We start from the raw sequence: 24,829 nt of genomic DNA, 5'->3' as shown, positions 1-24,829 counted from the left end.
GACGCTGCGTGCGACGACCGACCGCGGCGGAAGGCGAGGCAGGAGCAGGTGACGGGCTGGCGTAGGCGAACGGCCGTGCTGTGCGTCCTCGCGGGGCTGGTCACGTCCTGCACCGCCGGGCCGTCGCTGCGGCCCGAGATCGTGGTCAACGACGGGCCGCGCGTCGAGGAAACCCCCCAGGAGCGGCCAGCGAAGGTTCCCCCGCTGGAGGACATGGCCACCGACGGCGGCTGGCGTTCCTGCGACGAGGAGATCACCGACCAGTTCACCGACCAGCCGCTGCCGCCGTGGCTGCCGATCGAGTGCGGGCAGATCACCACCGTCCTGGACTCGCCGTACGCGCCCGGCATGGGCAGCGCCAAGGTCCAGCTGCTGCGCGCCGGCGACGGCCCGGTGCCGGTCGCGGTGCTCAACGACGTCGGCGGCCTGCCCGGCACGATCTACGCCGCGCGGCTCGCCTCGACCCTGCCCGAGGAGTTCTTCGACAAGTTCTCGCTGATCGGCGTGGACCGGCGGGGAACCGGCCGCTCCGAGCCGGCCTCGTGCCTGCCCTCGGAGATCCGGGCGTCGCTGATCGAGACCGACCCCGCCCAGCTGCCGATCGACGTGTGGCTGGAGAACGCGCAGACCGCGGGCCAGCAGTGCTCGATCACGCTGGAGGAGCAGCTGCCGGCGCTGGACTCGTGGCGGACGGCCGCCGACCTGGAGACGCTGCGCCAGGCGCTGGGCCAGTCCAGGCTCAACGGCATCGGGCACGGCGAGGGTTCGCGGGTGCTGTCGGTCTACGCCGACCGCTGGCCGGACCGGGTCGGCCGGATGGTCCTCGACGGCCTGCCCGACCCGACCCAGGACGCGGCGATCGCGCTGGAGGGCGTGGCCAAGGGTGCGGAGGCGGCGTTCGGCGCGTTCGCCGACGAGTGCGTGCTGCGTGACTGCGAGCTGGCGCCGGACCCGAAGCGGGCGCTGCTCGAACTGCTCGGCCAGCTGCGCGAACGGCCGCTGGAGGTGGCGACCGGCGAGTTGACGGCCGGCGCGGCGCTGCAGGCCGTGCGGATCGGGCTGGCCGACCGGTCGCGGTGGGCGGCGCTGGCGACGGGTCTGGCGAAGGTCCGCACCGGTGACGGGTCCGGGCTGGCGGCGCTGCTGGACCCGGTGGTGGTCGGCGGGGGCCGCAGCGTGCCGCCGTCGATGGACGCCGAGCTGGTGATCACCTGCAACGACACCAGGACTCGCCTCTCGCCCGAGCAGATCGAGCGGCTGGGCACGGACTGGCAGGACAAGTACCCGACGTTCGGGCCGTTGGCCGCGCGCTGGCTGGCTGTCTGCGGTCCGTGGACGGTGCCCGACCAGCCGCTGCCGACGCCGACGGCCAACAACGCGCCGCCGATCGTGGTGCTGGGGACGGCGGCGGACGCGGTGACTCCGCACGAGGGTTCGGAGCGGGCGGCGCAGCAGCTGGCGACCGGGGTGTTCGTGTCCTGGCAGGGCGGCGGGCACGGGGCCCTTGGCTACTCGCCGTGCGCGACGGAGGCGTCGTTGGCGTTCCTGAGGGACGCGAAGGTCCCCCGAAGTGGAACGGTGTGCCCTCCGTGACCGGTCACTCGGCGTCGGCGTCGGCCCGCAGGCGATACTCGCAGCCGTACTCCACGGCGTAGCACAGGTCGTAGTGGTGCACGATCTTCGGACCTTCGTGCAGGTGGACGTGGGTGACCGTGGAGCGCGGCTCGTCGGGCAGGTCGGGCAGGGTGTCCACCCGGCCGTCGAGTGGACCGCCGACATAGCGGACGACGTACGACTTCGTCACGTGACCTCGGTCCTTCCCGCTCGGTTCGCGTCCGGACCCTTCCGATGCTTCCTGCTGTGTTGGTGGAAATCAACCGCGCGGGCTGGCAATCCGGTCGTGCGGCGGTGGAAATCCGAGGTCAGCGCATCCTCGGAGCAGGGTGGGAGACCTGAGGTTCAGTCCTCTGGACGAGCCCGGCTCGGTTGTACCCGTTTGGGCTCCCCCGCCATCTTCGGGTACTCGGGCGGATACGGAAGGTCACCAAGCCCGTCTCGTTCGTCGCGGGCGACCATCTCCAGCAGCGGCTCCAGCGAGTAGGCCTCGGTCGCGACGGCCGCGTGCAGGTCGCCGACGTCGGCGAACCGTGCCGGCATGGAGTGCACGTCGAAGTCCTCGGGGGTGATGTCGCCGAGTTCGTCCCAGGTCAGCGGTGCGGAGACCAGGGCGCGCGGGGTGGGCCGGATCGAGTAGGCGCAGGCGATGGTCCGGTCCCGGGCGGCCTGGTTGAAGTCGATGAAGATCCGCTCCCCGCGTTCTTCCTTCCACCAGTCGACGGTCACCCGTTCAGGCAGTCGTCGCGCCAGTTCGCGACCCAGCGCGATCAGCGCCCGCCGGGTCTCCACGAACGTCCATCTCGGCTCGATCGGCACGTACACGTGCAGGCCGCGCCCGCCGGAGGTCTTCGGGTAGCCGGTCAGGCCGAGTTCGTCGAGCAGCCCGCGCAGTTCGGCGGCCACCACGACCGCGTCCCGGAAGTCGGTGCCGGGCTGGGGGTCGAGGTCGACGCGCAGCTGGTCGGGGTGGTCGACGTTCGGGTCGCGCACCGGCCACGGGTGGAAGGTCAGCGTGCCGAGGTTGGCCGCCCACGCGACCACGGCGAGTTCGGTGGGGCAGACCTCGTCGGCCGGGCGCCCGCTGGGAAAGGTGACCCGCGTGGTGTGCACGAAGTCCGGTGCGCCCTGGGGTACCCGCTTCTGGAAGAAGGCGTCGCCGCGCTGGTTGGCGCGGGTGACGAGTCGCGCGCCCTCGAACACGCCGCCGGGCCAGCGCTCCAGAGTGGTCGGCCGGTCACGCAACGCGCCCAGAATCCCGTCCCCCACCGACAGGAAGTACTGGACCACGTCGAGCTTGGTGACCCCCTTGTCGGCGAAGTACACCTTGCCGGGGTTGGACACCCGCACCGACCTGGGCCCGTCGGGCCCGTCCACCGTGATCTCCGTCGCCTCGGCCATCGCGCCAGCCTACCGACCTACCCCCCGATCACCGCCCGCAGCGGTTACCGTTGTGCTATGCCCCTCCAGACTCCCGACGACGACCGCCGGCCCGCGGACTCCGCGGCCGACCGGCTCGACGACGAGTTGCTGGGCCTGGACCCCACCGACCCGGAGGTCAGGGCGTTCGCCGAGCACCTGGAGCGTCAACAGCGGGTGCAGCCGAGCTACACCGTCGAGGGCTACATCACCGGCATGGGCGACTTCGCCGCGTCGGCGAACCGCCTGGGTGGTCACCGCAAGCTGATGGCGAGCCTGCTGGCGCTGCTGATCCTGCTCGGTGTGATCGTCGCCGCGTGGGACGCGTTGGTGTACGTGGTCACCACGTTCACCAAGTAGAGCTACCGTGGAACCATGAGTTCCGAGGCTCCCCACGTGCAGAAGACCGACGAGGAATGGCGGGCGCAGCTCACCCCCGACGAGTACGCCGTCCTGCGCCAGGCAGGCACCGAACGCCCCTGGACCGGCGAGTACAACGAGACCAAGACCGTCGGCGTCTACCACTGCCGAGCCTGCGACGCCGAACTCTTCCGCAGCGACACCAAGTTCGACAGCCACTGCGGGTGGCCGTCGTTCTTCACCCCACTGGCCGCCGACCACGTCATCCTGCGCCGGGACAGCTCCCTGGGCATGACCCGCGTCGAGGTCCTGTGCGCCAACTGCCACAGCCACCTCGGCCACGTCTTCGAGGGCGAGGGCTACGACACCCCCACCGACCAGCGCTACTGCATCAACTCGATCTCGCTGCGCCTGGAGCCGACGGAGTAACGGACCCCGCCGCGACGGCACGGTCAGCCGTTCAGGGGTTGGGGTCGCCCGATCCCGTGGCTGAGGGGGAAGGTGGGGCCAGGGCACCGCGTCGTCTGCCGGGGAGGTGCGATGGTGTCGCGGCTTGTGCTGGCAGCGGATTCGGCGTTGGCGTGTCGGTGTCGGGAACTGGTGCGGGGGCGGCGGTGTGTGGTGTTCGCCGGGATCCCGGGTACCGGCAAGTCGTTGTGGGTGCAGCAGGTCTCGCTGCTCGCCGAGGCCGAGGGGCGCCGGGTGCATCTGTTGCAGTGGGACGTCGTGTGCGAGGTGTTCGAGTCGAGTGCGGCCGCTCGGCGTTTTCCGCCGGTGGACGGGGTCACCCATGTGGGGGTCAGGGCGGGGGTGGGGTGGTGGGCGCGACGGGCGATGGGCGCGTGGGGTCGCGCGCATCCGGGTGAGCAGCACCTGATGGTGGTGGAGGCGCCGTTGGTGGGCAACCGGTTGGCGGAGCTGGCCAGGGTGCGTCCCGACGATGCCGAGGCGCTGCTGGGACGGCGGTGCGGGGTGTTCGTGGTGCCCGCGCCGTCGGAGCGGGTGCGGCGGGTGATCGAGGACAGTCGGCGCCGGGAGTCCCGCGAGCCCTGGCACGTGCGGGAGAGGGCGTGCGCGGCGCCGGCGGTCGTGGATCACCTGTGGCAGGAGATCGCGGGGCTGGCCGACGAGCCGGGGACCGGCGACGAGCCGGGATACCGCCGGGACGTGTTCGTGGCGGTGTACCGGAAGGTCCTGCGCGACCGGGCGGTGGTGGTGCTGCCGGTGGACGAGGTGCTGCCGGTCGTGACGTCACCGCACGAGGCGGGAGCGGAGGTCGTCGACGTTCTGCCCTCGGCGCGGGAGGTGGCCGAGGCCATGGCGCTCGTGGGGCGCTGGTCACCGGAACGTCTGCGCGCCGACGCCGAGCACTGGTGCGGCTGAGGGACGCGGCTCAGTCGGTGTCGCCGGCCACTCGGTTGGCGAGTCGGGACAGTGCCCGGGCGGGGTGTTCGACGAGAGCCGCGACGGTCGCGTCGGCCTGGTGACCGCCTCGTCCCGGCGCCGGGACCTCCAGCGACGCCGCGCCGTTGACCGCCAGGTCGGAGACGATCTGGGACAGCCGCCGGAGGAACTGCGCGGTGACCGACGGGCGGCACACCGCGCCCCGGGACACGTGGAAGAACGCGTCGTAGCGGTCCCGCAGCGCGGCATCGACCTCGCGCGCGGGCAGGTGACCCGCCGCCCTCAACAGGGACGTGCCCTCGGGGACGAGTCGCGCGGCGACCGCGACGTGGACCCGGCCGCTGCGCCGGGCGGCCTCGGTCAGGGTGTCGACCAGGTTCCTCGACCCGACGCGCCGTATCCGGAGCAGCAGCGACGGGATGGGTGCGTAGTCCCTGGCCCACGTCCCGCTGAAGGCCGGGTGGCACGCCCGCATGGCCGGGCGGATCACCGCGTGGTAATGCGCCGCGGTGCAGCTGCCGGTGTACAGGAACAGGAGCGTGGAGCAGTCGAACAACTCCACCGCGGCGGTGACCGCACCGTCCGGTGGCGTACGGAAACGCCCGACGGCCTCCAACGTCTCGGCCAGTAGCCACCACACGGCGAACGTGGCCTGGTGCCCGATCCACCACCGGTAGCTCGCCAACCGCTCGGGTTCCTCCGGCGGGGCGAGGACACCGGGCCAGTCCCCTCTCGCGGCGTGGCGCAGCAGCGCGAGCTCGCGGTTCACCGGACGGCAACAGCGCCCGGGCGCGGCCCGGCCGGTCCCGTCGGACCCTGGCAGAACCAGGGTGTCCACGGCCCCGTACCAGCCGGGGGCCGGTACCGGGAAACACCGTTCGATCGTCACCACGACAGTCCGTTTCCGATGCCTGCCCACTGCCCGGACACCCGATCAGGTGGGTGACCAACGCCGTCAGCGGCGTGGCCGTCTCTGACGTCTGACCACCATCGTCCGGTGGGACGTGCGTGTCCGCGATCCGAAGTGGACCTACCGTGCCCCGAACGCGTCGTCGACCGAGGTGCACTGGATGCACACCTCCGACCTGGCCGCGCGCTGCCCGCGGGTCGAGGTTGAGGACGCCGTGCTCTACGTCGACGAGGGCGACGTTGTCACCAGCGCGGGCATTGACCGCGGGCTTGGACCTGTGCCCGCACCAGGTTCGCCGCGACCTGGGCGCCTACGTGGCCGGTCAGCTGGCCCGACGGATGGTCGTGGCCGGCCACCGCCCAGGAGGGCAGGCGCAGTTCGTCGACCTGTCCGTGCCCGAGGGCGACGACGACACCCTGGCGATGGACTGGGCCGCGAGCACCCTCGACCAGCCGCTCACCGTGGACGCGATGGCCAGGCGGTCTCCGTCCCGTCTCGGCACCGGCACTTGGATCTGCCTGCCTGAAGGTGACGCCGGCGCCGGGCAGAGGCTCGCCGTCACCATTTCCGGCGTCGGCTCAAGACACGAACGTCGTGGTCCCGTTGCCAGGTCCCGGCCAAGTCGTCTGCCCAAGGGTGCCGGTGCGGCGGCGGCCGTAGCTGCCGTGTCCTCCGAGCCAGGCCGCCGTCTCGGCGGTGCGTGGTGCATTCGGCAGGCCGGTGGCCGACCAGGTGTACGGCGGCATTCCGTCGGAGGCCGAGCGATGCGATCCGTGGCGTCGCGGCCGTGGACCAGGCCGCGTGTCGAGCTGCCTGCACCATCGCCGTCGGCCTCAAGATCACCCGGTGCCGGCGACCAGATGACCGCGCTCTGGCCCGAACTGGCCAACAACCTGCTGCGGCTCGAAACCGCTGACGCGGTCTGGCCACGGACGACCTGGAGCCACCTCGCCTCCATCCCAGACCACTACCCCACCCGATCGACCAGACCAACTCGTGCGCGCTCGCCTACGTCCTGCACCGCTTGGACCACCACGGCGTTCGACGACGATCCGCTCGGGTGTGCCCGGCTACCGCCGCCCGCGGGAGACGCGGGCGGCGGTAGCCCCGGGTCACTTCAGTGCGAACCCGGTGTTGGAGCCGCCCTCGAGCTTCCGTACCCCGACCGGTGCCCGCAGGCGCAACGGGACGGTCGAATACGCGGGTGCGGTTCCCTCGACCTCGCCGAGCGCGTCCTCGTCGTTCGTCCCCCACGCCCAGACGCGGCCGTCGACGCCGAGGGCGTACCCGCCCGCGTTCGCCGCCACGGCCTGGGTGACGGCGGGGAGACCGGTGATCCGCGTCGGCGTGCCGGTCCCGCAGTACCGGCAGTCCTCACCGGTGCCGAGGCTGCCCTCATGGTTGTTTCCCCATGCCCAGGCGGTGCCGTCCGCGCGCACCGCGAAGGACCGCACGCCGTTCAAGTCAAGCGCGGTCACGTCGGTGAGTCCGACCGCCTGGACCGGGGTGCGGTACTGGCAGTGTTCCCCGACCGGGGGGAAATCGATGCAGCCCTCGCCACCGACAGTGCCGTGGCCGAGTTGGCCGTGCCGGTTGTTGCCCCAGCCCCAGACCGTGCCGTCGTCCTTGCGCACCAAGGTGCCTTGGCCGCTCGTGACGATCTCCCGCACACCCGACAGCCCGGGCACCTGGGTCGGCTCCGTGAAGAAGGCGTCGTCCCCACCGATCCCGAGCGCGCCGCCGTAGTTGCTTCCCCAGGCCCACACCGTGCCGTCGCCTTTGAGGGCGAACGCGGAGCCGCCACCGCCCGCGACCGCGACCGCGCCGGTCACCCCGGGGACCTGCTCCGGCACGGTGAAACCGCCGCCCAGCAGGGTGCCCCACGTCCACACCGTGCCGTCGCCCCTGAGGGCGATCAGATCGTCGATCGCGACCACGTCGTGGAGCCCGAGGACCGGCACCGGCACCGAGGACTCGCTGCCGTACCAGCCGTTGCCGAGCTCGGCACTGAAGTTCGCGCCCCACGCCCACACCTGTCCGTCGGCGGTGAGCGCGAGGTTCGCGGTGCCGCTCGACAGCGCGGTCACCCCGGAGAGCCCGTACACCGGCTTGGCCACGGCCGCGGACGGTTCGTAGTCGCCGGTGCCGAGGTTGCCCCACCAGTTGTTTCCCCACGCGAGCACGCAGTCCGCCGCGCACGTCACCGGCGGCAGCGAGAAGAACCCGGCGAGGTCCGCGATCAGATGCACGGAACCGGTGTTGTTGTACAGCGACACGGTCGCGCCGGTGCCGAGGCCGACCGTCGCGTGGTTGGCGGCGGTCTGTCCGCGGGTCAGGTTCAGGTTGGACCCGTCCGGCCGCGGTTCCGGCGGCGCCCAGGCGGTGACGTAGGTGCCCGCCGTGCCGAGGGTGCCGGTCAGGTTCAGCACGACGCCGGTCGTGTTCCTCGGCACGCTCGCGCCGAGCGCGACCGCGACCGACCGCACCGGACCCACCGGTCCCGCGCCCGCCCGTGTGTCCAGCACCCGCGTCGGTGCCACGGCGGTGAACAGGGCACCGTAGTCGGTGGAGTAGAAGCCCGCCACGTCCACGATCGCGTGCGCGGTCCCGTTCCTGTTGTACAGGTTGACCGTCCGGTCCGCTCCGAGCGCCACCACGACCTGGTTCGGTGTGGTCGCGCCGGGAGCCAGGTTCACGTTCGACGCGGTGGGTCGCGGCGTGCCGCCCGGCCACGCGGTGAGGAACGTGCCCGCCGTGGCGCCGGTGCCGGTCAGGGTGAGGACGACAGCGGTGGCCGTGGGGGGCACGCGGACGCTCAGGTCGAGCGTCTCGACACCGCCGGGCCCAATCGGCCCCGGCGGCCTGATATCGAAGTGCTCCCGCGTGTCGAAAACGCGCACCGGGGTGAACGGGGTGAACCGGCCGGTCGCCGCCTGCGGGTCCGTGGAGTAGTGGCCCGCGAGGTCGGCGATGAGGTGCACCGAGCCGGAGTTGTTGTACAGCGAGACCTTCCGGTCCGCTCCTACCGCGACGGTCACCAGGTTCGGCCGGGTCTCACCGGCCACCAGGTTCACGTTCGACGCGGTCGGCCGTGCGGTACCCGCGGGGAACACGGTCACGAACGTGGCCGAGGTAGGCGCGGTTCCGGTCACGTTCAGCACCACCGCGGTCGCCGACGCCGGCACCTTCGCCGACAGGTCCACTGTGACCGTCCGTGCGGGACCGACCGGGCCGGTCGCCCCGAGACCTTCCCTGGTGTCCAGCACCCGCTGCGGTGCCACCACGGCGAACGCCGCGGGGGCCGGTGCCGCGGCGGGTGCCGCGGTTCTTCGTCCGTCCTCTGCCTGTGCCACCGCGGCAGTCACCGACATCACCATGCCGATCACCGCCGCGGATGCTCCTGTACGTCGCATGTCGCTCCTCGTCGTCGTGGACCCCTGGCACAATCCTGCCGTACGGCGATCACGATCGACCCACTCCGCGTGGCTGGGGACCCGGCAAGGTCATGAAGTCATGCTGTGGCCTGTGTGGTTCGGCGTGCCTGTGGGTGACCTGGTGCCGGATCCCCGGATGAACGTGGAGTCAGCGGCATCCGCTGGCTGGTTCGCGTCGCGCGCGGCGAGGCCCTCGGCGTTCTGGTGGAAGCCCCACAACACATGGACAACGTCGAGGGCGAGGGCTACGACACCCCCCACCGACCAGCGCTACCGCATCAACTCCCTCTCACTGCGCCTGGCCTCCACGGACTGACCTGCCCCGTCATGACGGTGGGCGACCTCGTCGAGATCACCGGCGATGGTTCCGATCCGAATCCTCAAGAACCCGTGGTACGGAACCGGTAAACCTGGAAACTGAGCCCACGCCAGGTGGCTACGTGCATCACCACCCGTCGCGCACGTCCCTCATCGGAATCGGCGGTGGTCGCTTGGCCGCGATCCCCGCACCCGTTTGAAGGCCACGCTCAACGCGAACGCACCGGAGTAGCCGACCCGCCGGGCGATCGCGTCAACGGTCAGGTCGGTGTCGCGCAGCAGTTCGGCGGCGAGGGCGATCCGCCAGCCCGTCAGGTAGGTCATCGGCGGTTCGCCGACCAGTCCGGTGAAACGGCGGGCGAACGCGGCCCGCGACACCCCGGTCCTCGCGGCGAGTTCGGCCACCGTCCACGGCTGTGCCGGGCTGTCGTGCATCAGCCGCAGGGCACTGCCCGCCAACGGGTCGTCCATGGCGCGGCACCAGCCGGGGGCGTCGACGAACCATTCACGCAGCACCGAGACAAGGATCAGGTCCAGCAACCGTTCCATCACCAGCGTCTGCCCCGGCCGGGTGCGGGTCACCTCCTCGGCCATCGCCGCCGCGGACGGAACGGCGCTTCCCTCGGCGGTCGTGACCAGGACGGCGGGCAGGGCGTGCAGGAGGCGTCCGCTGAGGCCGCCGCGACGTTCGAACGCGCCGCTGAGCAGCACGGGGCCGTCGTCCGGGGTGTCGTCCATCGTCCTGCCGCAGGAACGCGTGGGCCCGGTGCCGCCGGGGCAGTAGTCGGCCGCGGTGACCGTCCACGTCGGCGCCGAGGACCGCGCCGACGACGGGGTGTCGGCCACGGCATGGGGCACGTCGCCGCGCACGACGGCGATGTCGCCCTCGGCGATGCGCACCGGATCCCGCCCGTTGGCCACCACCCAGGCCTGACCGCGCAGCATCGTGGCCAGCATCAGCGGAGCGCCGGTTGACATCCGCAACGCCCACGGCGGCCGCAGGACTGTCGGCCGGAACACCGCCCCCCGGCCCCACACGTCCGCGAGCAGTTCGGACACAGCATCCACGAACCCGAAGGGTAGACGTCGCGACATCGGCTGAATCGTCCCGAGCATGGATCCACGCGCCGGGTGCCGGTTGGCTCGGGGAATGAACGCACAACCGATCCTCGTCACCGGCGCCACCGGCAAGTCCGGACGCCGCATCGTCGCCCGCCTGCGCCTCCTCGGGATTCCGGTGCGTGCCGCGTCCCGCACCGGCGAGCACCCGTTCGACTGGACCGACCCCGGCACCTGGGACGCCGCACTCGACGGTGTGCGAGCGCTCTACCTGGTGCAGCTCAACGGAAGCCGGCTCGTTCGCCCGTTCCTGGACAGCGCGGCACGCCACGGAGTGCGGCGCGTTGTCCTGGCCTCGGGCCGCGGCCTCGACGATCCCGACCACATCACCGACACCGACGGAATCCGGGCCGCGGCGCTGGACAGCGAGGCCGCCGTACGCGACAGCGGACTGGACTGGACGATCAGCCGCCCCGGCTGGTTCGCACAGACCTTCACCGAGGGCGTCTACGCCGCCGCCGTCCGCGCCGGTGAGCTTCGCCTGCCCGCCGGTGACGGCGCCGCCAGCTTCGTCGACGCCGACGACGTCGCCGCGGTCGCGGTCGCGGCCCTCACCGAGCAGGGCCACGCCGGCGCGACCTACGAACTGTCCGGCCCTCAAGCCGTCACCCTCACCGAAGTGGCCGCCACCCTCACCAGGGCCACCGGTCGCACCGTCCGCTACGTGCCGCTCTCCACACGGGAGTACATCGCCGAACTCGTCGAGCAGGGCCTACCGGTCACCGACGCCGAGGCGTTCGCCACCCTGGCCGAGTCACTTCGCCGGGGAAAGGACGCACACCTGTCCGACGGCGTACAGCGCGCCCTCGGCCGCCCACCCCGGACTTTCGCCGAGGCCATCCACGGCGCGCGGCCCGCAACGACGTAACTCACCCACAGAACCACCTCCGCGCCACACCCACCAGCGTCGCCAGGGTCCGTTCCCGTTCCGCCTCCGTGCCAACGGATGTTCGATCAGATCGGTCGCACCCCGGGTCCCGGTAACGGCGCAGTTTCGCACAGCACGGTTTCCTCGTCGCCGGCGACGTCGGCGGGTCCGGCGAGGCCGCCGCGGTCAAGCATCGCGCGGTAGACGGGAAGGTCGGCCGCCGCGCCGTACTTCGCCGCGACCCGGTCTCGTGCCCCACCCGGGTCGTCGGTCACCACCACCATCGGCATCACCGCGACCAGGGGCGCGCTGCCGGCAAGATCGATCAGTAACGTGGCGCGGGTCGGGGAATGGTGACGTGTCAGCGCAGCCGGTCGGCCAGCCAGCGCGCGACGCCGCTGAGCACGTCGGGTTCCACCGGCTTGCGCAGTTGCCGGCGGTAGGCCAACACCGACGGCCGGCCGGGGTCGCGGCGCAGGATGTGGGTGAGGTCGGGGACGCGGTGGGTTTCGGCCCCACCGGGGACCAGCCGGGCGATGACCTCCAGGTCGTCGGGATCAACCTGGAGGTCCTTCTCACCGGTGAGGGCCAGCACGGGAGCCTGGATGTGGGCCAGGTCGGCCCTCGGGTCGTGGGCGAGCTGTTCGCGCCACCACCGGGCGTTGAGCCGCAGGCCGCCGACCCTGGCCACGTCGCCGGTGGTGTCCGCCAGCCGGGCGAGATGGCGGGCGGCGAGCCGGCGCAGCGCCGGACGCAGCACCCGCGCCGGACCGCGCAGGCTCCCGGCCAACTGGCTGAACTGCCACTCCACGGCCTCGACCCCGGGCCGGGCGTAGCCGGCGAGCAGCACCACCGCGGCGAGGGGCTCGTGGGCGCCCAGCCACATCGCGTGCACCGCGCCCTCGCTGTGCCCCACCACGCCGACGGTCTCGGCCCGGATCTCCTGGTGGGCGCGCAGGGCGCGGAGCGCGGCGGCCGCGTCGGCGCGGTTGGTGTGGAAACCGACCGCGCGCCAGTCGCCGGGGGTGGCGCCGACGCCGCGCCGGTCGTAGCGCAGGGACGCGACGCCGTGGGCGGCCAGAGCGTCGGCCAGCGGCCGGCCGAGGCACATGCGCACCCGGCCCGCGTTGGAGTCGCGGTCCAGCCGGCCCGACCCCGGCAGGAACACCACGGCCGGATGCGGTCCTTGACCGGCAGGCAGGGTCAGGGTGCCGCCGAGGGGGACGCCGTCATCCGCGGTCGCCGTGATCTCCAGCTCCCGCGAGTGGGTGGTTCCGACAGTGGATCGGCCGGTCATCCCATACCTCCATTGTTATCAGTTTTGAGAAAAGTATCAGATGTAGGAATCATGTGTCCATGGCGACCCTGGACCTCCTCCTGCACCCCGTCCGGCTGCGCATCCTGCGCGCGTTGCTGGACGGTCGACCCGGCACCACGGCCCAACTGCGCGAGCGGTTGCCCGACATCGCGCCGGCCACGATGTACCGGCACATCGCGACGCTCACCGCCGCCGGGATCCTGGAGGTCGTGGACGAGAAGCGGGTGCGCGGCACCATGGAGCGGACCTACCAGGTGCGCTTCGACCGCGCCGAGCTCGCGCCGGCCGACCGCGCCGCCATGACCACCGACGACCACCGGCGGGCGTTCACCGCGTTCGTCGGCGGGCTGCTGGCCGACTTCGACCACTACCTCGCCGGCCAGCCGACCGACCCGACCACCGACGGCGTGACCTACCGTCAGGCGGCCATCTGGCTGACTGACGACGAACTGGCCGAGTTGCTCACCGAACTGCGCACCGCGGTCACCGCCAGAAGCGGCAACGACCCCGCCCCCGGCCGCACTCAGCGAATGATCAGTCTGATCGCGGTCCCCACCGACGACTGACCTCGCCCCGCATCGGCGTGCTCGGCCGTGCCGGTGTACACGGGCTCGGGCAGCAGTTCCACCGGAAACGGGATCCGTACCACGAGTTGGCCATAGGCAGCTGCCCGACCAAGTAGTTCCGACGCGCGGTAGGGACCATCGTCACGGTCACGTCACCACATCCGCCGGCAGCCTGTTGGCGACGCGCTCGGACATCGGTGCCGCGAACCCCACGAGCACCGATCCCGCTCGACGACACGAAATCTTTACCGAGCAGATCCGACCATTTCAGCCAATCAACCAGTGGGATATGAGCTAGCGGATTCTTGTCAAGCCGGCCTGCCGCGCATTCCCGCGCGCCTGTCGCCGGGTGAAGAGGCCCTGGTCGGATACGATATCGAGCGACGTTCGGCGCGGCGGGCCGTGTGGTCCGGTGGTTCAGGGAGGTGTGCCATGGCCGACCAGCCCGGCGAGGTGACCGAACTGCCGCCGTACCGAGCGGTGCTGGTGGTGGACGCCAAGGATTTCGGTGGGAATTCCGATCCTGATCAGGAACTTCTGGCCGAGGCCGTCCCAGGTGTCGTGGCCCTGGCCTTTGAACGGGCCGGTCTGGGACAGGTGTTCCGGGAGGCGTTGTTCCCGCACAACAGCGGTGACGGGCTGGGGATCGGGTTCGACACCCGGCATCTTCCCGGGGTCGTCAGCCATGTCTTCGACGCGTTGCAGGCGGTGCTGGCCGAGCGGGACCGGGCGTTGCGGGCGCGTGGCCGGGGGTTGCGACTGCGGTTGCGGGCCAGTCTGAACATCGGTCCGGTTCGTGAGCCGGATCCGCGCGGCCGGGCCGGTGTCGTGGGGCAGGCGGTCATCGCGACCCACCGGATGCTGGACGCTTCGGCCGTCCGGGACGTGTTGACGCGTTCGGATCCGGAGGTGACCTTCCTGGCGGTCGCGCTGTCCCAGCGGGTGTTCCACGACGTGGTGGCCAGTGGGTACGCGCGGCTGTCCACGTCGCGGCTGGTCCCGGTGGCGGTGCGGGTCAAGGAGTTCGCCGACACGGTTCATCTGTACGTGCCCACGCCCAGCGGTGAGCTGCTCGCGCACGGGGTCGACGGGCGGCCCGGTCCGGAACCGGCGCCGCCGGCACCGCCGCCCGCGGGGGTCAACAACACCATCAGCGGCGGCACCCACACCGGCACCACGATCCAGGTCGGCCACCTCCACGGCCTGCCCCGCGATCACCGGTCCGGGCAAGGGTGAGCACAGCGCGGCGAAAGCGGTGATCACGACACTGTGGACTCCTGTTGACGGAGTACGGAGGTCAGTCATGAGAGCCCTGTTCCCGATCGCCGCCGCTGTGGGGCTGTTGGCCTGGGGTGGTGTGTCCGCGATCGTCGCCACCGAAGCCGTCGCCGCGCCGACGAGTGTGGTGGGCTACCCGCCCAACTGTCCGGACAACAGCAAGCGGTGGGACCTGGAGTACCGCTCGCTGGTCTGTTTCAACCCGACCGGCGAGCACATGTTCGTGTGCGACACGAAGGCCGACGGCGCCCGCGCGTCCGCCTGGTACCGGGGCTCGGACGACGAGTACTTCACCCGGATCGACAACACCCACGGCGTCTACACTTGCCTGGACGTCAACTTCGACATGCCGGAGGACACCTACATCGAGTACCAGAGCTGCGCCTACGACGCCGACCGGCCGGCGTGGAACAGCTGCCGCGACGGGGCGACGAAGTACTACGCGCGGGGATGATCAGCCGACGGTGAACTGGCGGGAGTGCCAGCCGGTGGCGCCGTCGGGGATCGGCGCGACCCGTTGCCGGGGTTGGGTTCGGCCGGTGCGGTCGGTGGCGCGGACCTCGGCGGTGTGCGTGCCCGGCCCGAGGGTGATCTCGACGCGCCACATGCGCCAGGTCTGGTCGTTCACCTTGGTGGCCAGGGTCGCGGGACGCCAGGCTCCGCCGTCGACGCGGACCTCGACGCGGTCGATGCCGACGGTCTGGGCCCAGGCGGTGCCGGCGATCGTCACCGGGCCGGCGGGGACGGTGGCGAAGGAGCGGGGGGCGTCGATGCGGGACTGGGTCTTGATCGGTGCCTCCCGCGCCCAGTCCCGTTCGAGCCAGTACGACCGTTTGGCGTCGAAGGTCGTCAGTTCCAGGTCCACCACCCATTTCGTGGCGGAGACGAACCCGTACAGGCCGGGGACGACCATCCTGGCGGGGAAGCCGTGTTCGGTGGGCAGCGGTTCGCCGTTCATGCCGATCGCCAGCAGGGCGCCCCGGTCGCGGTCCAGCACCGCCTCGACCGGGGTGCCGGCGGTCCAGCCATCGACGCTGGTGGAGAACAGCTGGTCGGACCCGGACCGCACACCGGTCTCGTCGAGCAGGTCGCGCAGCGGGACACCGACGAAGTTCGCCGTCGAGACGTAGCCGCCGCCGACCTGGTTGGACACACAGGTCATGGTGATGGTGCGTTCGACCAGCCGACGAGCCCGGATGTCGTTGAACGTGAACGTCCTCGGCTCGTCGACCAGGCCGTGCACGCGCAGCAGCCAGTCCTGCGCCCGGACCTGCGGCACGCCCAGCAGCGCCGTGTCCACCCGGTAGAAGTCGCGGTTGCTGGTGATGAACCGTGGCGTGCCGAAGTCGGCGGTGGCGGGGATGGGCGGCGCGGGGACGCTGGGGGTCAGCGCACCGACGCCCGCGCGGGACGCCTCGACGTCGACGCGGCCGGCGAGAACCTGGCCGAGGCCACCGAAGGCGGCGGCGCCGACCGCGACTCCCGCGCCGGTCCACAGGAAACGGCGGCGGGAGGTGTCGGCCGGCCGCGTGAGGCCGCTGGCGGCCAGGCGGTGCAGCCAGCCGAAGGTGGCGGCGCCGGCCACCAGGCTCGACACCGGGGCCAGCAGGCCAACCGTGTCGACGTCGTACTGGTCGAGCACGGCGAGCAGGCCGACGACGCCGACGACGGTCGCCAGCGCCAGGCCCGGCCACGGGCGGCGCCGGGAGAGCAGCCCGGCGACCGTGGCGAGCACCAGCAGCATCGCGGCGATCCCGCCGAACAGCAACGGTTTCTTCGCCTCGCCCAGGTCGCTGATGGCGAACTCGGTGACCGCCGGCGGGCTGAGGTCCCGCACGCTGTCGCCGACGGCGACGAACGGTGACGCGTCCGGGTCGGTGAGGGCGGCGACCAGGTGGCCCACCGCCAGCGCGGTGACCATCGCCAGGACGGCGATCAGGATCGCCGTCCACCGGGACAGCACGGCCGGGGAGTTCTCGTCGTCCATGTGAGGTATTCGTTGCCGGCGGGGTAAGAGTTTGGGGAGAAAGAAGAACGCCGCCGGGGTGGAATCCCCCGGCGGCGTGATGTTCCGGTGATCAGGCCGGCGGCATGAGCACCGAGTCGATCAGGTAGACGGTCGCGTTCGCGGTCGTCACGCCGCCGCAGATCACGTTGGCGTCGTTGACCTTCAGGTGGTCACCCGATCCGGTCACGCTGACCGTGCCGCCCTGGACGGTGGTGTGGTCGCCGGCGATCGCGTCGGGAGCCGTCTGCCCCGGCACGACGTGGTAGGTCAGGATCGTGGTCAGCAGGTCGGCGTCGGACTTGAGCTTCTCGATGGTGGCCGCGTCGATCTTGGCGAACGCGTCGTCCACCGGGGCGAACACGGTGAACTCGTCACCGTTGAGGGTGTCGACCAGGTCGACCTTCGGGTTCAGCTGCCCGGACACCGCCTGCACGAGCGTGGTGAGCAGCGGGTTGTTGCCCGCCGCGACGGCCACCGGGTCCTGCGCCATCCCGGACACCGAGCCGGCGCCGTCCGGGTTGGCCTCGGCGTAGGCGGCGCAGCCGGGGCCGACCAGGTCGGCGGCCGGGTCGGCCGTCGCGGTGTCCATCTCGGACTCGGTGGTGGTCGTCGTGGCCGGTGCCGGGTCGGCCCCGGCCCCGCTGCCACCGTCCTCGCCGCAGGCCGTGCCGAGGAAGGCGACGGCGACGACGCCGATGGCGAGGGCTCCCCGGCGAATACTGCGCTTCATCTCAGTGATCTCCCGTTCCCGTGTGTTTCGACCGATTCGGTTCGCCCTGCGAGGCGACAACTACCCGTAATTCGTCGGGTCGCGTCCTCCGGATTGGTCAATCCACAGCCGTGATCACTTCGTGATATTTCGCGCCCTACAACTCCAACTGCATGATCGGATCGGTCGTCGGCCGCTCGGAACCGCCCGCCGGTTCGACCGTGATACCGATCTCGGTGGCCGTGTCGATCCCGTGCACCGCCAGGAAAGCCCTGCCGTCGCGGGGAACGAGCAGCCCGGCGGCCCGGACGCCGTCGCCGATGGTCCAGGCCTGGTAGTCGTGTCCGCTGGGTGCCGGCGGGAGGGCGTCGGCCAGCAGGAGGACCAGGTCCTGGTCACGGGAACTGACCATCGTCATCCGGGTGTCCCCCGAGACGCTGGTGGAGATGTCGGCATCCCCGGAACGCAGCACCGCCGCCACCGCCTGGGCCTGCTGCTGGAGGTCGTCGGAGTTCTGCCGCTCGCGGGCCAGCAGCACCCCGAGCGTGGTCGAGACCAGCAACAACACGGCGGCCGCCGCGACCGAGAGCCGAAGCGGCCACCGGCGCGCGCGGGATCTCGGCAGTGGCACGACGTTCTCGCCGGTGCCCGGCCCTTCCTGGCGGACGTCGGCGATCCTGGCCAGCACCGCGTCCCGCAGGCCGGCGGGCGGCTGGGCCGACGCGGCCAGCGCCAACCGGGCCGTGGTCTCCCGGAACTCGCTCACCTCCACCGCGCAGGTCTCGCACGCGCCGAGGTGCTCCTCGAAGGCGGCGCGTTCCTGGTCCGACAGCGCGTCCAGGACGTACGCGCCGGTCAGCGCGTGGATCTCGGCGTCGGGACGGGTGTTCATCCGGCCACCCCCAGGCAGTCGCGCAGGCGGATCAGGCCGTCACGCATTCTCGTCTTGATCGTGCCGAGCGGGGTGGCGAGCAGCTCCCCGACCTCCCGGTAGGTGCGCCCGCCGTAGTAGGCCAGCAGTACCGACTCGCGCTGCGCCTCGGTCAGCGTCCGCAGGCAGCGCCGCACCTGCTCCTGTTCCAGGCGGCTGGTGACCTGCTCGGTGACCTCGTCGAACGGGCGCGCGACGTCGCGGCGGCCGACGTAGTCCTCGCGGTCGGCCGACGCCTGCGCGGAGCGGACCCGGTCCACCGCCCGGCGGTGGGCCACCGTCATCGCCCAGGCCAGGCCACTGCCCCGGTCCGGGGAGTAGCGGCCGGCGCAGCGCCAGAGCTCGACCATCACCTCCTGCGTGACCTCCTCGGACTGGCCGGGGTCACGGACGAGCCGGCGCACCACGCCGTAGAGCGGTTTGCTCAGCACGTCGTAGAGCTGTTCGAAGGCCGCCTCGTCGCCCCGGCCGACCCGGACCAGGAGTTCCCCCACGTCCGGACCGCCCGCTCCGGCGCCGGTCCCGTGCGTTCGCCGCGCCCGATCACCCATGCCCACCTGTCCCTACCGGCCCGCCCAGCTGTCCTGTCCCGGGTTGTTCGGAGCAGCGGGCGGTCCCGGATTGCCCGGCGGTCCAGATCATGCTCCGGTGATCTCGCGCCCGAGCGCGTCCAGCCAATCGCGGGTGCCCTGCTGGCGCCAGTCGGGCAGTTCCTGGTCGTCGAGGAAGGTGTCCTGCTCGGTGAGCACCAGGTGTGTGCCGGTGCCCTCTGGCACGAACTCGACGGTGGTCACCGACACGGTCGCCAGCACGTCGCGGCCGTGGAGCAGGGTGGTGTAGACGATGCGTTCGTCGGCGCGGATGTCGCGGTAGACCGAGGTGGCGACGATCCGCGCGCCGTCGTCGGTCTGTCCGTGGGTGGCCTCGGTGCCGCCGACCCGGAAGTCGAGGGTGTAGTCGGTGTCGTGGGCGGCGTACCACTTCGCCTTCGTGTCGCGGTCGGCCCAGGCCGCGAACACCCGCGCGGGAGGTGCGGCGTAGGTCCGTTCCAGCGTGAAGGTGCTGTGCTTGACGGTGTTCATGTCGTTGGCTCCTTGAAGGTGGTCGGGTCGGGCTCCCCGAGGATGTCGCCGAGACGGTCGAGGCGGTGTTCCCAGGTGGTGCGCTGGGCGTGCAGCCAGTGCTCGGCGCGGCGCAGGCCGACCGGATCGATCTGGCAGGTGCGGACGCGGCCGGCCTTCTCCGACCGGACGAGTTCGCTGTCCTCCAGCACCCGCAGGTGCTGGACCGTGGCGGCCAGTGTCACGCCCAGCAGGCGCGACAGCTCGCTGACCGCGGCCGGGCCGGCGGTCAGCCGCTCGATGATCGCCCGCCGGTTGGCGTCGGCGAGGGCGTGGAACACCCGGTCCGCCGGCTCATGGTTAAGCATGCACTTAACTGTAGCTCACGCCCCCAGAAAGTCAAGTCGACACTTAAGTGTCTGAATCCGGGACAGCGGCTCCTCCCGGACGGGATACTGGGGTTGGTCAACCGGTCAGGGGGAGCGTGCGCGTGGGCGAGGACGATTCGCGCGGGACCACGAAGTGGCTGGGCGTGGCGGGCCTGGTCGTCGCGGTGGCCGGCGGCATCGTGATCCCGATCCTGCTCCAGGACGACCAGCCGGCGGCGGACGAGTGCCTGGAGGGCACCTGGGTCGAGGACGTGACGGGACGCTCCATCGGCCTGGAGGCCGACACGTCGGTCAAGGCCGACGCCGCCGGGACCGTCGAGGTGACCTTCGCCAAGGCGAAAGCCATCTGGACACTGGACCTGCGCCTGTACAGCCGCCCGGAGGACGGGGCGTACAGCGTGCGCCTGTCCGGAACCCTCAACGTGGACTACGAAACCTCCGAACAGGCCGACGACAGACACGTTCTCACCGTCACCTCCGAACCGAACGGCAAGGCGACGAGGGAGTTGTTCAAAGGGACCGTCAAACAGCCCGACGACCCGCGACACGACCCCAGAAGAATGATCCCCCAGGGCGCCCGCGAGTACTACTGCGACGACGAAACCCTGACGATCGTCGACGGCGGCTTCTACACGAAGAAGTAATTCCGAAACGGCTCCGGGCGGGGTTCGGCCTCGGCTCGCTCCTGCTGCTCGTGGGCGGAATCCGGCTCATCCTCGGCCGGAGCCGCGCCGGTCGGCGACTACCTCCGCGAGGACCACTCCGCGCGCTGACCATGGCGTGCGTGTTCAGTTCCTGGACCAGTACCCCGCGCCGGCACCCGGTGGGCGCGGCGGCCTCGTCGTGACGAGGACGCCGGCCCACCGGGTCGACGGGGGTCAGGCCGGCAGCGGGTCCGGTGTGGAGACCAGGGCCACGTTCATCCAGAAACCGGCGGTGGCGAGGGTCATCATCAGGGTGGCCATCGCCTTGTCGTCGTAGTGCTTGGTGGTTTCGGTGAACAGGGCCTCCGGCACGCGTTCGGTGCCGGGAGCGGCCGGGGTGAACACGGCGTCGGTCAGTGCCAGGGCGGCGCGCTCGGGTTCGGTGAAGTAGGGGGCGTCCGGCCAGGTCGCCACGGCGTTGATCCTGTGCTCCGACTCGCCGGCCTTGCGCAGGTCGGCGGAGTGGCGGATCACCTGGTAGGTGCTGCCCACGAGGTGCCCGGCCCGCAGGTAGACCAGGCTGGTCGTGGTCGCCGGGACCGAGCCGTTGCCGACCGACCGGACCATGAGGCCGGCCAGCTGCTGGATCTCGGGCAGGTGGGTGTTCGCGTCGGGCATCCGTTGGCTCACGGGAGGGCTCCTCGAGGGAAAGGGACACTGTCACCCCTGTGAACCCGCCGGCGTCACGGATGTGACCGGCCCCTGCCCACAGGCCGGAATCTTCCGCGTGCCGACGCCTCGCCGCCGCCGGGCCGCCGGATCTAGCGTTGTCCTCGATGTCAGTCGCGCCAGGCGAGGAGGGTTCATGCTCACCGGAATCGAGGACACCGAGTTCGTCAGCAGGTCCGTCGACGATCTGACCGCGGCGGCCGACTCGGTGGCCAGTGGGATCACGGCGGTGGAGAAGAGCGCCACCGCGCTGGACTGGACGGGCGAGGACCGGACCAGGTTCGACAGTGACCGGTTCGCGTTCCTGGCCGAGCTGCGGGCGATCGAGGCCACGTTGCGTGCCAGGTCGGCCGAGTTGGAGTCGATTCGGCGGCGCCAGGACATCGCCAGCGGCGGTGTCGTGTTCCGGTGAGCCGGGCCGGGAGGGCTCCCGGGAGAACCCGAGAGCCCTTCGCTCAGTGGTCGCGGTCCTTTCTGGGGAACATCGGCGGCAGCGGTTTGGCCTGGGGCGGACAGTTCACCAGGCCCTGGAAGGCCGGTTTCCCGGGCGACGGGTCGTTCTTGTCACGGATTCCGTCGCCGTCGAGGTCGGAGAAGCCCTGGACGATGGTGATCGACGTGGGGGCGGTGACCGTGCCGGGCGGCGGGGGCGCGGGCACGGTCAGGCCGAGCGAGGACGCGAGGGCGCCGGCGATCGGGTTGGCCATCGCCCCGTAGCCCTTGTCGTTGGGGTGGAACGGTTCCTTCTTCGCCCAGGTCTCGCGGACCGTGTCGAACCCGTCCGGGTGCTCGATCTTCTTGTTGTCCCGGCCCACCAGCGTGTCCCGGTCGCTGAGGAACGGGTCCAGGCCGTTGATCCACGGCTGTGCGGTGTAGACCTCGTGTCCCTTCAGGGTGGTCGACACGTCGGCCAGGCGCACCCCGGGCCCGGCGAGCTCGGCGACCTTGGCCAGAGCCGCCTTCAACGGGTCCGCCAGCTCGGTCTGGATCCTCCTGGCGTCCTCCTCGTTCACCAGCCAGCTGGTCCTGGCGAGGACCGAGGGCACCAGCGCGTCGGGATAGTTGGCGAGAACGATCTGCGCGTCGGGCGCTCGCTTGCGGATCTCGTCGATCGCCTGCAACCAGCGGGCGACGATCGTCTTCGCCAGGCCGACCTCCGCCTCCGCCGCCTGCTTGCGGTAGTCGGCCTCGGTGTAGGGCTTGCCGTCCGGGCCCTTGTCGGCCAGCAGCGGCTGGTACCTGGCCAGTTCCTCGTCGAACCCCGAGGAGTGGGCGGCCTGGATGATCGGCCCGAAACCGGCGTCGTTGCCGCCGAGGTCCACGACGACCGCGTCGGCGTCCACCGGGATCTGGAACAGCTGGGCCGGGTTGACCTGCCAGGTCGGTGGGTTCATCCGCTTGTTGCCGAACGCGTGCTGCTCGGTCTGGTCGCAGACCAGGTCGCGCACGACCGCCCCGGAGGACGCGGCGAAGTACAGGTCCACCCCGACCGTCGGATTGGCCCGCTGGAGCCGTTCCAGTGCCTGGGGCAGCGCCGCGAACGGTGAGCGGTGCCGCCGGTCCTGCCCGTCGAAGTACTTGGCCAGACCGGCGTCCGTGCCCTCGCCGACGCCCTCGCCCGCGCCGAAGGAGTTGCCGAGACCGGCGATCTTGAGGCGGCGGGGGGCCGCGAGCGCCCGGCCACGCACCGGCGTCACCGCGCCGCCGCTGGCCGTGTGCTGCACACCGATCTGGTTGCACAGGTCGAGGTACAGCGCGTTGGCGACCTGGACGGACGTGCCGGTGCGCCGGATCTCCGGGCCGAGGGCGTGCCGCAGTCGATCCGCGTCGGGGCCGGTCACCGCGTCGTTCCTCGCCCTGACGGCGCTGAGCGCGGCCAGCGCCCCGGTCGCCGCCTGGTTGGCCAGCCACAAGGTCTCGGCGGTGTCCTTGACCGTGGCCGGGTTCATGCCGTGAAAACCTGACATCGCGCGCCTTTCCGGTGGTGTCGTCGTGTCGCCTCGACGGTAGGGAGCGCGGCGGTTCGCCGTCGATGCCGGACAAGCCGTAACCTTCCGGGTCGTCTTCTCTCGACCACGGCCGGCCTGCCGTCCTAACGTCGTTCCCGAACAGTGAACGACGGCAAAGGACGACCGCGATGGCCTGGCAGGGAATGGATCCGGACGAGTCGGAGACCGCGTCCTTCGATCTGGCAAGCAGTTCGGCCGACCTCGGCGAGGTCACCCGGAACATCAGCGGGCTGCTGGACCAGCTGGACTGGCAGGGCGCCGACGCCACCGCCTTTCGCGGCAGTTGGGGACAGTTCGCGCCCGCCGTGCTCACCGAGACCGAGGGCACCGGCGACAAGGCCACGCAGCTGTGGCGCCGGGCCCAGCGGCAACGCGACGCGAGCCGCTGATCCCAACGGGGAAGGAGGAGACCGGGAATGTCCTTTCAGGGCGCGAACGTCAAGGGAATGCGTGCTGTGGCGGCGATGCTCACCAACGCCGTCACGATCGCCGAACGGTTCCTCCAGGTCGCGCAGCGCACGCTCGACGCGCTGTCGGCCGCCGGGCCGTGGGCGAACGCGTTCAAGCAGTACCTCCGGGTGCTGATCGCCGCGTTGAAGAAGATCGTCGAAACGTTGCGCACGTTCACCGAGGTGTTGACCCGCAACGCCGACGAGCAGGACCAGGTCAGCGACACGAAGTCCTCGGGCACCACGGCGACCGGCAGCGGAAGTGGCAGCGGTCGCACCGGCAGCGGCGGTGCCGGTGGCGGCGGTGCCGCGAAGAACGACGGCAGGAAGGACAGCGACAAGAAGGACAGCAGCGCCCTGGAGAAGCTGGGCACGCTGGTCGGCGAGGCACGCAAGCTCGGTGAGGAGCTCGGCAAGTTCGGCGACCTGTTCACCGACGAGAACACCTCCACCGCGACGGTGGCGCCGGCCCAGCCGCTGCCCGAGACCTCCGCGCCCTCGCTCGACGGGTCCACCGCGCCGAAGCCGGCCACCGACCCGGTGGCCGGCAGGGAACCGACCGTGGCCGAACCGGCCGGTCTGACGGCGTCCGCGGCCCGCGACAGCAGCGGACTCGGCGGCGCGGGCGGCGGGCTCGGCGGCGGAAGCGGCGGAAGCGGCGGTGGGCTCGGCGGTGGAAGCGGCGGGGTCGCGGACAACGCGGGCGACCTGCGGGTCGACCGCACCGGGCTCGGCGGTGGCGCGATCGCCGCCGGTGCCATCGACCGCGGCGAGGTGGTGCCCACGTCCCGGATCGCCGTCGATCCGCCGGAACCGGCACTGGGAACGGCGGCCGCCGTGGCCGCGGGCGGGCTGCTGCTCGCCGGCGGCGGACTGGCCGCGAAGAACGCTCTGGCCAACAGGATCGGCCAGCCGGACGAGCCGGACATGCGGCTCGGCCAACAGATCACGTAACGATCGACATCACCACAACAGGAGGACATCATGGCACGTCTGGGTATGGACATCGACAACGGTCGGGTCGCCGCGAAGACGCTGGAGAACCTGGCCGAGAGCGAGTTCCTCCAGCTGTACACCAAGTACAACGGTCTGATGACCGGGTTCGAGTGGGAGGGCCCGGACAGCGAGGCGTTCCGCCAGACCTGGGCCAGCGACATCAAGCGCCTGTTCGACTCGCTCAAGGAGGTGCTGACCAACCAGGCCATGGACCTGATGAAGCACGTCGCCGACCAGGAAGCCGTCTCCGGCGCCACCACCCACAGCGCGAGCCACTGACCGTCGGTGGGCCCCCT

28 protein-coding genes are annotated in these 24,829 nt (G+C 71.4%); 13 read left to right on the top strand and 15 right to left on the bottom strand.

Annotated features, from left to right (window positions below):
- The first annotated feature begins 48 nt into the window (after nt 1-48).
- Nucleotides 49-1,593, top strand: coding sequence for an alpha/beta hydrolase (locus tag BLA60_RS06110; RefSeq protein ID WP_075131749.1), 1,545 nt, complete (start codon nt 49-51; stop codon nt 1,591-1,593).
- Nucleotides 1,594-1,597: 4 nt separating this feature from the next.
- Here the strand turns inward: BLA60_RS06110 and BLA60_RS06105 are convergent, their stop codons facing one another.
- Both BLA60_RS06105 and ligD read right to left on the bottom strand, forming a co-directional pair.
- Nucleotides 1,598-1,804 carry a hypothetical protein gene (locus tag BLA60_RS06105; RefSeq protein WP_075131748.1) on the bottom strand — a complete coding sequence of 69 codons (207 nt, stop codon included), beginning with the start codon at nt 1,802-1,804 and terminating at the stop codon, nt 1,598-1,600.
- Nucleotides 1,805-1,959: 155 nt separating this feature from the next.
- Nucleotides 1,960-3,015, bottom strand: a complete 1,056-nt coding sequence (gene ligD, locus BLA60_RS06100) for a non-homologous end-joining DNA ligase (protein WP_075131747.1) — start codon at nt 3,013-3,015, stop codon at nt 1,960-1,962.
- 57 nt (nt 3,016-3,072) lie between these two features.
- Here ligD and BLA60_RS06095 point away from each other — a divergent pair, with 57 nt between their 5' ends.
- The 3 genes from BLA60_RS06095 to BLA60_RS06085 all read left to right on the top strand — a co-directional run bounded on the left by BLA60_RS06095 (nt 3,073) and on the right by BLA60_RS06085 (nt 4,776).
- Complete coding sequence (locus BLA60_RS06095; RefSeq protein WP_075131746.1) at nt 3,073-3,393, top strand: hypothetical protein; 321 nt, start codon at nt 3,073-3,075, stop codon at nt 3,391-3,393.
- A gap of 15 nt (nt 3,394-3,408) precedes the next feature.
- A complete protein-coding gene (gene msrB / locus BLA60_RS06090) occupies nt 3,409-3,822 on the top strand; it encodes a peptide-methionine (R)-S-oxide reductase MsrB (protein WP_075131745.1) in 414 nt (137 codons plus the stop codon).
- Nucleotides 3,823-3,933: 111 nt separating this feature from the next.
- Nucleotides 3,934-4,776, top strand: coding sequence for a hypothetical protein (locus tag BLA60_RS06085; protein ID WP_154814164.1), 843 nt, complete (start codon nt 3,934-3,936; stop codon nt 4,774-4,776).
- A gap of 10 nt (nt 4,777-4,786) precedes the next feature.
- Here the strand turns inward: BLA60_RS06085 and BLA60_RS06080 are convergent, their stop codons facing one another.
- The 3 genes from BLA60_RS06080 to BLA60_RS06065 all read right to left on the bottom strand — a co-directional run bounded on the left by BLA60_RS06080 (nt 4,787) and on the right by BLA60_RS06065 (nt 10,527).
- The gene (locus tag BLA60_RS06080; RefSeq protein WP_154814163.1) at nt 4,787-5,686 is read right to left on the bottom strand and encodes a hypothetical protein; all 900 of its coding nucleotides are present in this window, start codon (nt 5,684-5,686) and stop codon (nt 4,787-4,789) included.
- A gap of 1,133 nt (nt 5,687-6,819) precedes the next feature.
- Nucleotides 6,820-9,120 carry an RCC1 domain-containing protein gene (locus BLA60_RS06070; protein ID WP_154814162.1) on the bottom strand — a complete coding sequence of 767 codons (2,301 nt, stop codon included), beginning with the start codon at nt 9,118-9,120 and terminating at the stop codon, nt 6,820-6,822.
- 489 nt (nt 9,121-9,609) lie between these two features.
- Nucleotides 9,610-10,527, bottom strand: a complete 918-nt coding sequence (locus tag BLA60_RS06065; protein ID WP_075131741.1) for an AraC family transcriptional regulator — start codon at nt 10,525-10,527, stop codon at nt 9,610-9,612.
- 82 nt (nt 10,528-10,609) lie between these two features.
- On the opposite strand from BLA60_RS06065, the gene BLA60_RS06060 reads away from it, so the two are divergent.
- Nucleotides 10,610-11,446 carry an NAD(P)H-binding protein gene (locus BLA60_RS06060; RefSeq protein ID WP_075131740.1) on the top strand — a complete coding sequence of 279 codons (837 nt, stop codon included), beginning with the start codon at nt 10,610-10,612 and terminating at the stop codon, nt 11,444-11,446.
- Between the two features lie 86 nt (nt 11,447-11,532).
- Here BLA60_RS06060 and BLA60_RS06055 read toward each other — a convergent pair whose 3' ends face one another.
- Nucleotides 11,533-11,730, bottom strand: coding sequence for a hypothetical protein (locus BLA60_RS06055; protein ID WP_154814161.1), 198 nt, complete (start codon nt 11,728-11,730; stop codon nt 11,533-11,535).
- A 77-nt stretch (nt 11,731-11,807) separates the two neighbouring features.
- Entirely contained in the window at nt 11,808-12,743 is a 936-nt protein-coding gene (locus BLA60_RS06050; protein WP_075131738.1) for an alpha/beta hydrolase family protein, read from the bottom strand.
- A gap of 59 nt (nt 12,744-12,802) precedes the next feature.
- On the opposite strand from BLA60_RS06050, the gene BLA60_RS06045 reads away from it, so the two are divergent.
- The 3 genes from BLA60_RS06045 (at nt 12,803) to BLA60_RS06035 (ending at nt 15,062) form a co-directional block, all read left to right on the top strand.
- A complete protein-coding gene (locus BLA60_RS06045) occupies nt 12,803-13,330 on the top strand; it encodes a helix-turn-helix domain-containing protein (protein WP_075131737.1) in 528 nt (175 codons plus the stop codon).
- A 432-nt stretch (nt 13,331-13,762) separates the two neighbouring features.
- Nucleotides 13,763-14,566: a hypothetical protein gene (locus tag BLA60_RS06040; RefSeq protein ID WP_075131736.1), complete on the top strand. Its 804-nt coding sequence runs from the start codon at nt 13,763-13,765 to the stop codon at nt 14,564-14,566.
- Between the two features lie 67 nt (nt 14,567-14,633).
- A complete protein-coding gene (locus BLA60_RS06035; RefSeq protein WP_075131735.1) occupies nt 14,634-15,062 on the top strand; it encodes a hypothetical protein in 429 nt (142 codons plus the stop codon).
- Here the strand turns inward: BLA60_RS06035 and BLA60_RS06030 are convergent, their stop codons facing one another.
- The 6 genes from BLA60_RS06030 to BLA60_RS06005 form a co-directional block, all read right to left on the bottom strand.
- The gene (locus BLA60_RS06030) at nt 15,063-16,595 is read right to left on the bottom strand and encodes a molybdopterin-dependent oxidoreductase (RefSeq protein ID WP_075131734.1); all 1,533 of its coding nucleotides are present in this window, start codon (nt 16,593-16,595) and stop codon (nt 15,063-15,065) included.
- Nucleotides 16,596-16,686: 91 nt separating this feature from the next.
- On the bottom strand, nt 16,687-17,346 hold the full coding sequence (locus tag BLA60_RS06025) for a fasciclin domain-containing protein (protein WP_075131733.1): 660 nt from the start codon (nt 17,344-17,346) through the stop codon (nt 16,687-16,689).
- Nucleotides 17,347-17,482: 136 nt separating this feature from the next.
- Nucleotides 17,483-18,217 carry an anti-sigma factor gene (locus BLA60_RS06020; RefSeq protein ID WP_075131732.1) on the bottom strand — a complete coding sequence of 245 codons (735 nt, stop codon included), beginning with the start codon at nt 18,215-18,217 and terminating at the stop codon, nt 17,483-17,485.
- Nucleotides 18,214-18,807 (bottom strand): ECF RNA polymerase sigma factor SigK, encoded by a 594-nt coding sequence (sigK, locus tag BLA60_RS06015; RefSeq protein ID WP_075131731.1) that lies wholly within the window; start codon nt 18,805-18,807, stop codon nt 18,214-18,216. The genes BLA60_RS06020 and sigK overlap by 4 nt, the downstream gene beginning before the upstream one ends.
- Before the next feature lie 87 nt (nt 18,808-18,894).
- Nucleotides 18,895-19,338 carry an SRPBCC domain-containing protein gene (locus BLA60_RS06010; protein ID WP_075131730.1) on the bottom strand — a complete coding sequence of 148 codons (444 nt, stop codon included), beginning with the start codon at nt 19,336-19,338 and terminating at the stop codon, nt 18,895-18,897.
- A complete protein-coding gene (locus BLA60_RS06005) occupies nt 19,335-19,685 on the bottom strand; it encodes an ArsR/SmtB family transcription factor (protein ID WP_075131729.1) in 351 nt (116 codons plus the stop codon). The genes BLA60_RS06010 and BLA60_RS06005 overlap by 4 nt, the downstream gene beginning before the upstream one ends.
- A gap of 122 nt (nt 19,686-19,807) precedes the next feature.
- On the opposite strand from BLA60_RS06005, the gene BLA60_RS06000 reads away from it, so the two are divergent.
- On the top strand, nt 19,808-20,350 hold the full coding sequence (locus BLA60_RS06000) for a hypothetical protein (protein ID WP_075131728.1): 543 nt from the start codon (nt 19,808-19,810) through the stop codon (nt 20,348-20,350).
- A gap of 234 nt (nt 20,351-20,584) precedes the next feature.
- Here BLA60_RS06000 and BLA60_RS05995 read toward each other — a convergent pair whose 3' ends face one another.
- Complete coding sequence (locus tag BLA60_RS05995; protein WP_154814160.1) at nt 20,585-21,040, bottom strand: carboxymuconolactone decarboxylase family protein; 456 nt, start codon at nt 21,038-21,040, stop codon at nt 20,585-20,587.
- A 175-nt stretch (nt 21,041-21,215) separates the two neighbouring features.
- On the opposite strand from BLA60_RS05995, the gene BLA60_RS05990 reads away from it, so the two are divergent.
- Nucleotides 21,216-21,491 carry a hypothetical protein gene (locus tag BLA60_RS05990; RefSeq protein ID WP_075131726.1) on the top strand — a complete coding sequence of 92 codons (276 nt, stop codon included), beginning with the start codon at nt 21,216-21,218 and terminating at the stop codon, nt 21,489-21,491.
- Nucleotides 21,492-21,534: 43 nt separating this feature from the next.
- Here the strand turns inward: BLA60_RS05990 and BLA60_RS05985 are convergent, their stop codons facing one another.
- Nucleotides 21,535-23,028 (bottom strand): GDSL-type esterase/lipase family protein, encoded by a 1,494-nt coding sequence (locus BLA60_RS05985; protein ID WP_075131725.1) that lies wholly within the window; start codon nt 23,026-23,028, stop codon nt 21,535-21,537.
- 188 nt (nt 23,029-23,216) lie between these two features.
- Between BLA60_RS05985 and BLA60_RS05980 the strand changes: the two genes are divergently transcribed.
- Genes BLA60_RS05980 through BLA60_RS05970 form a run of 3 tightly spaced genes read left to right on the top strand, consistent with a single transcriptional unit; the run spans nt 23,217 to nt 24,812 of the window.
- Nucleotides 23,217-23,477 (top strand): hypothetical protein, encoded by a 261-nt coding sequence (locus BLA60_RS05980; protein ID WP_154814159.1) that lies wholly within the window; start codon nt 23,217-23,219, stop codon nt 23,475-23,477.
- Nucleotides 23,478-23,504: 27 nt separating this feature from the next.
- Complete coding sequence (locus tag BLA60_RS05975) at nt 23,505-24,491, top strand: hypothetical protein (protein ID WP_154814158.1); 987 nt, start codon at nt 23,505-23,507, stop codon at nt 24,489-24,491.
- Nucleotides 24,492-24,521: 30 nt separating this feature from the next.
- Nucleotides 24,522-24,812 (top strand): hypothetical protein, encoded by a 291-nt coding sequence (locus tag BLA60_RS05970; RefSeq protein ID WP_154814157.1) that lies wholly within the window; start codon nt 24,522-24,524, stop codon nt 24,810-24,812.
- Nucleotides 24,813-24,829 lie beyond the last annotated feature (17 nt).

The organism is Actinophytocola xinjiangensis (assembly GCF_001921215.1).
GTDB classification, from domain to species: Bacteria; Actinomycetota; Actinomycetes; order Mycobacteriales; family Pseudonocardiaceae; genus Actinophytocola; species Actinophytocola xinjiangensis.
This window is presented reverse-complemented; position numbering and strand designations above follow the sequence as displayed.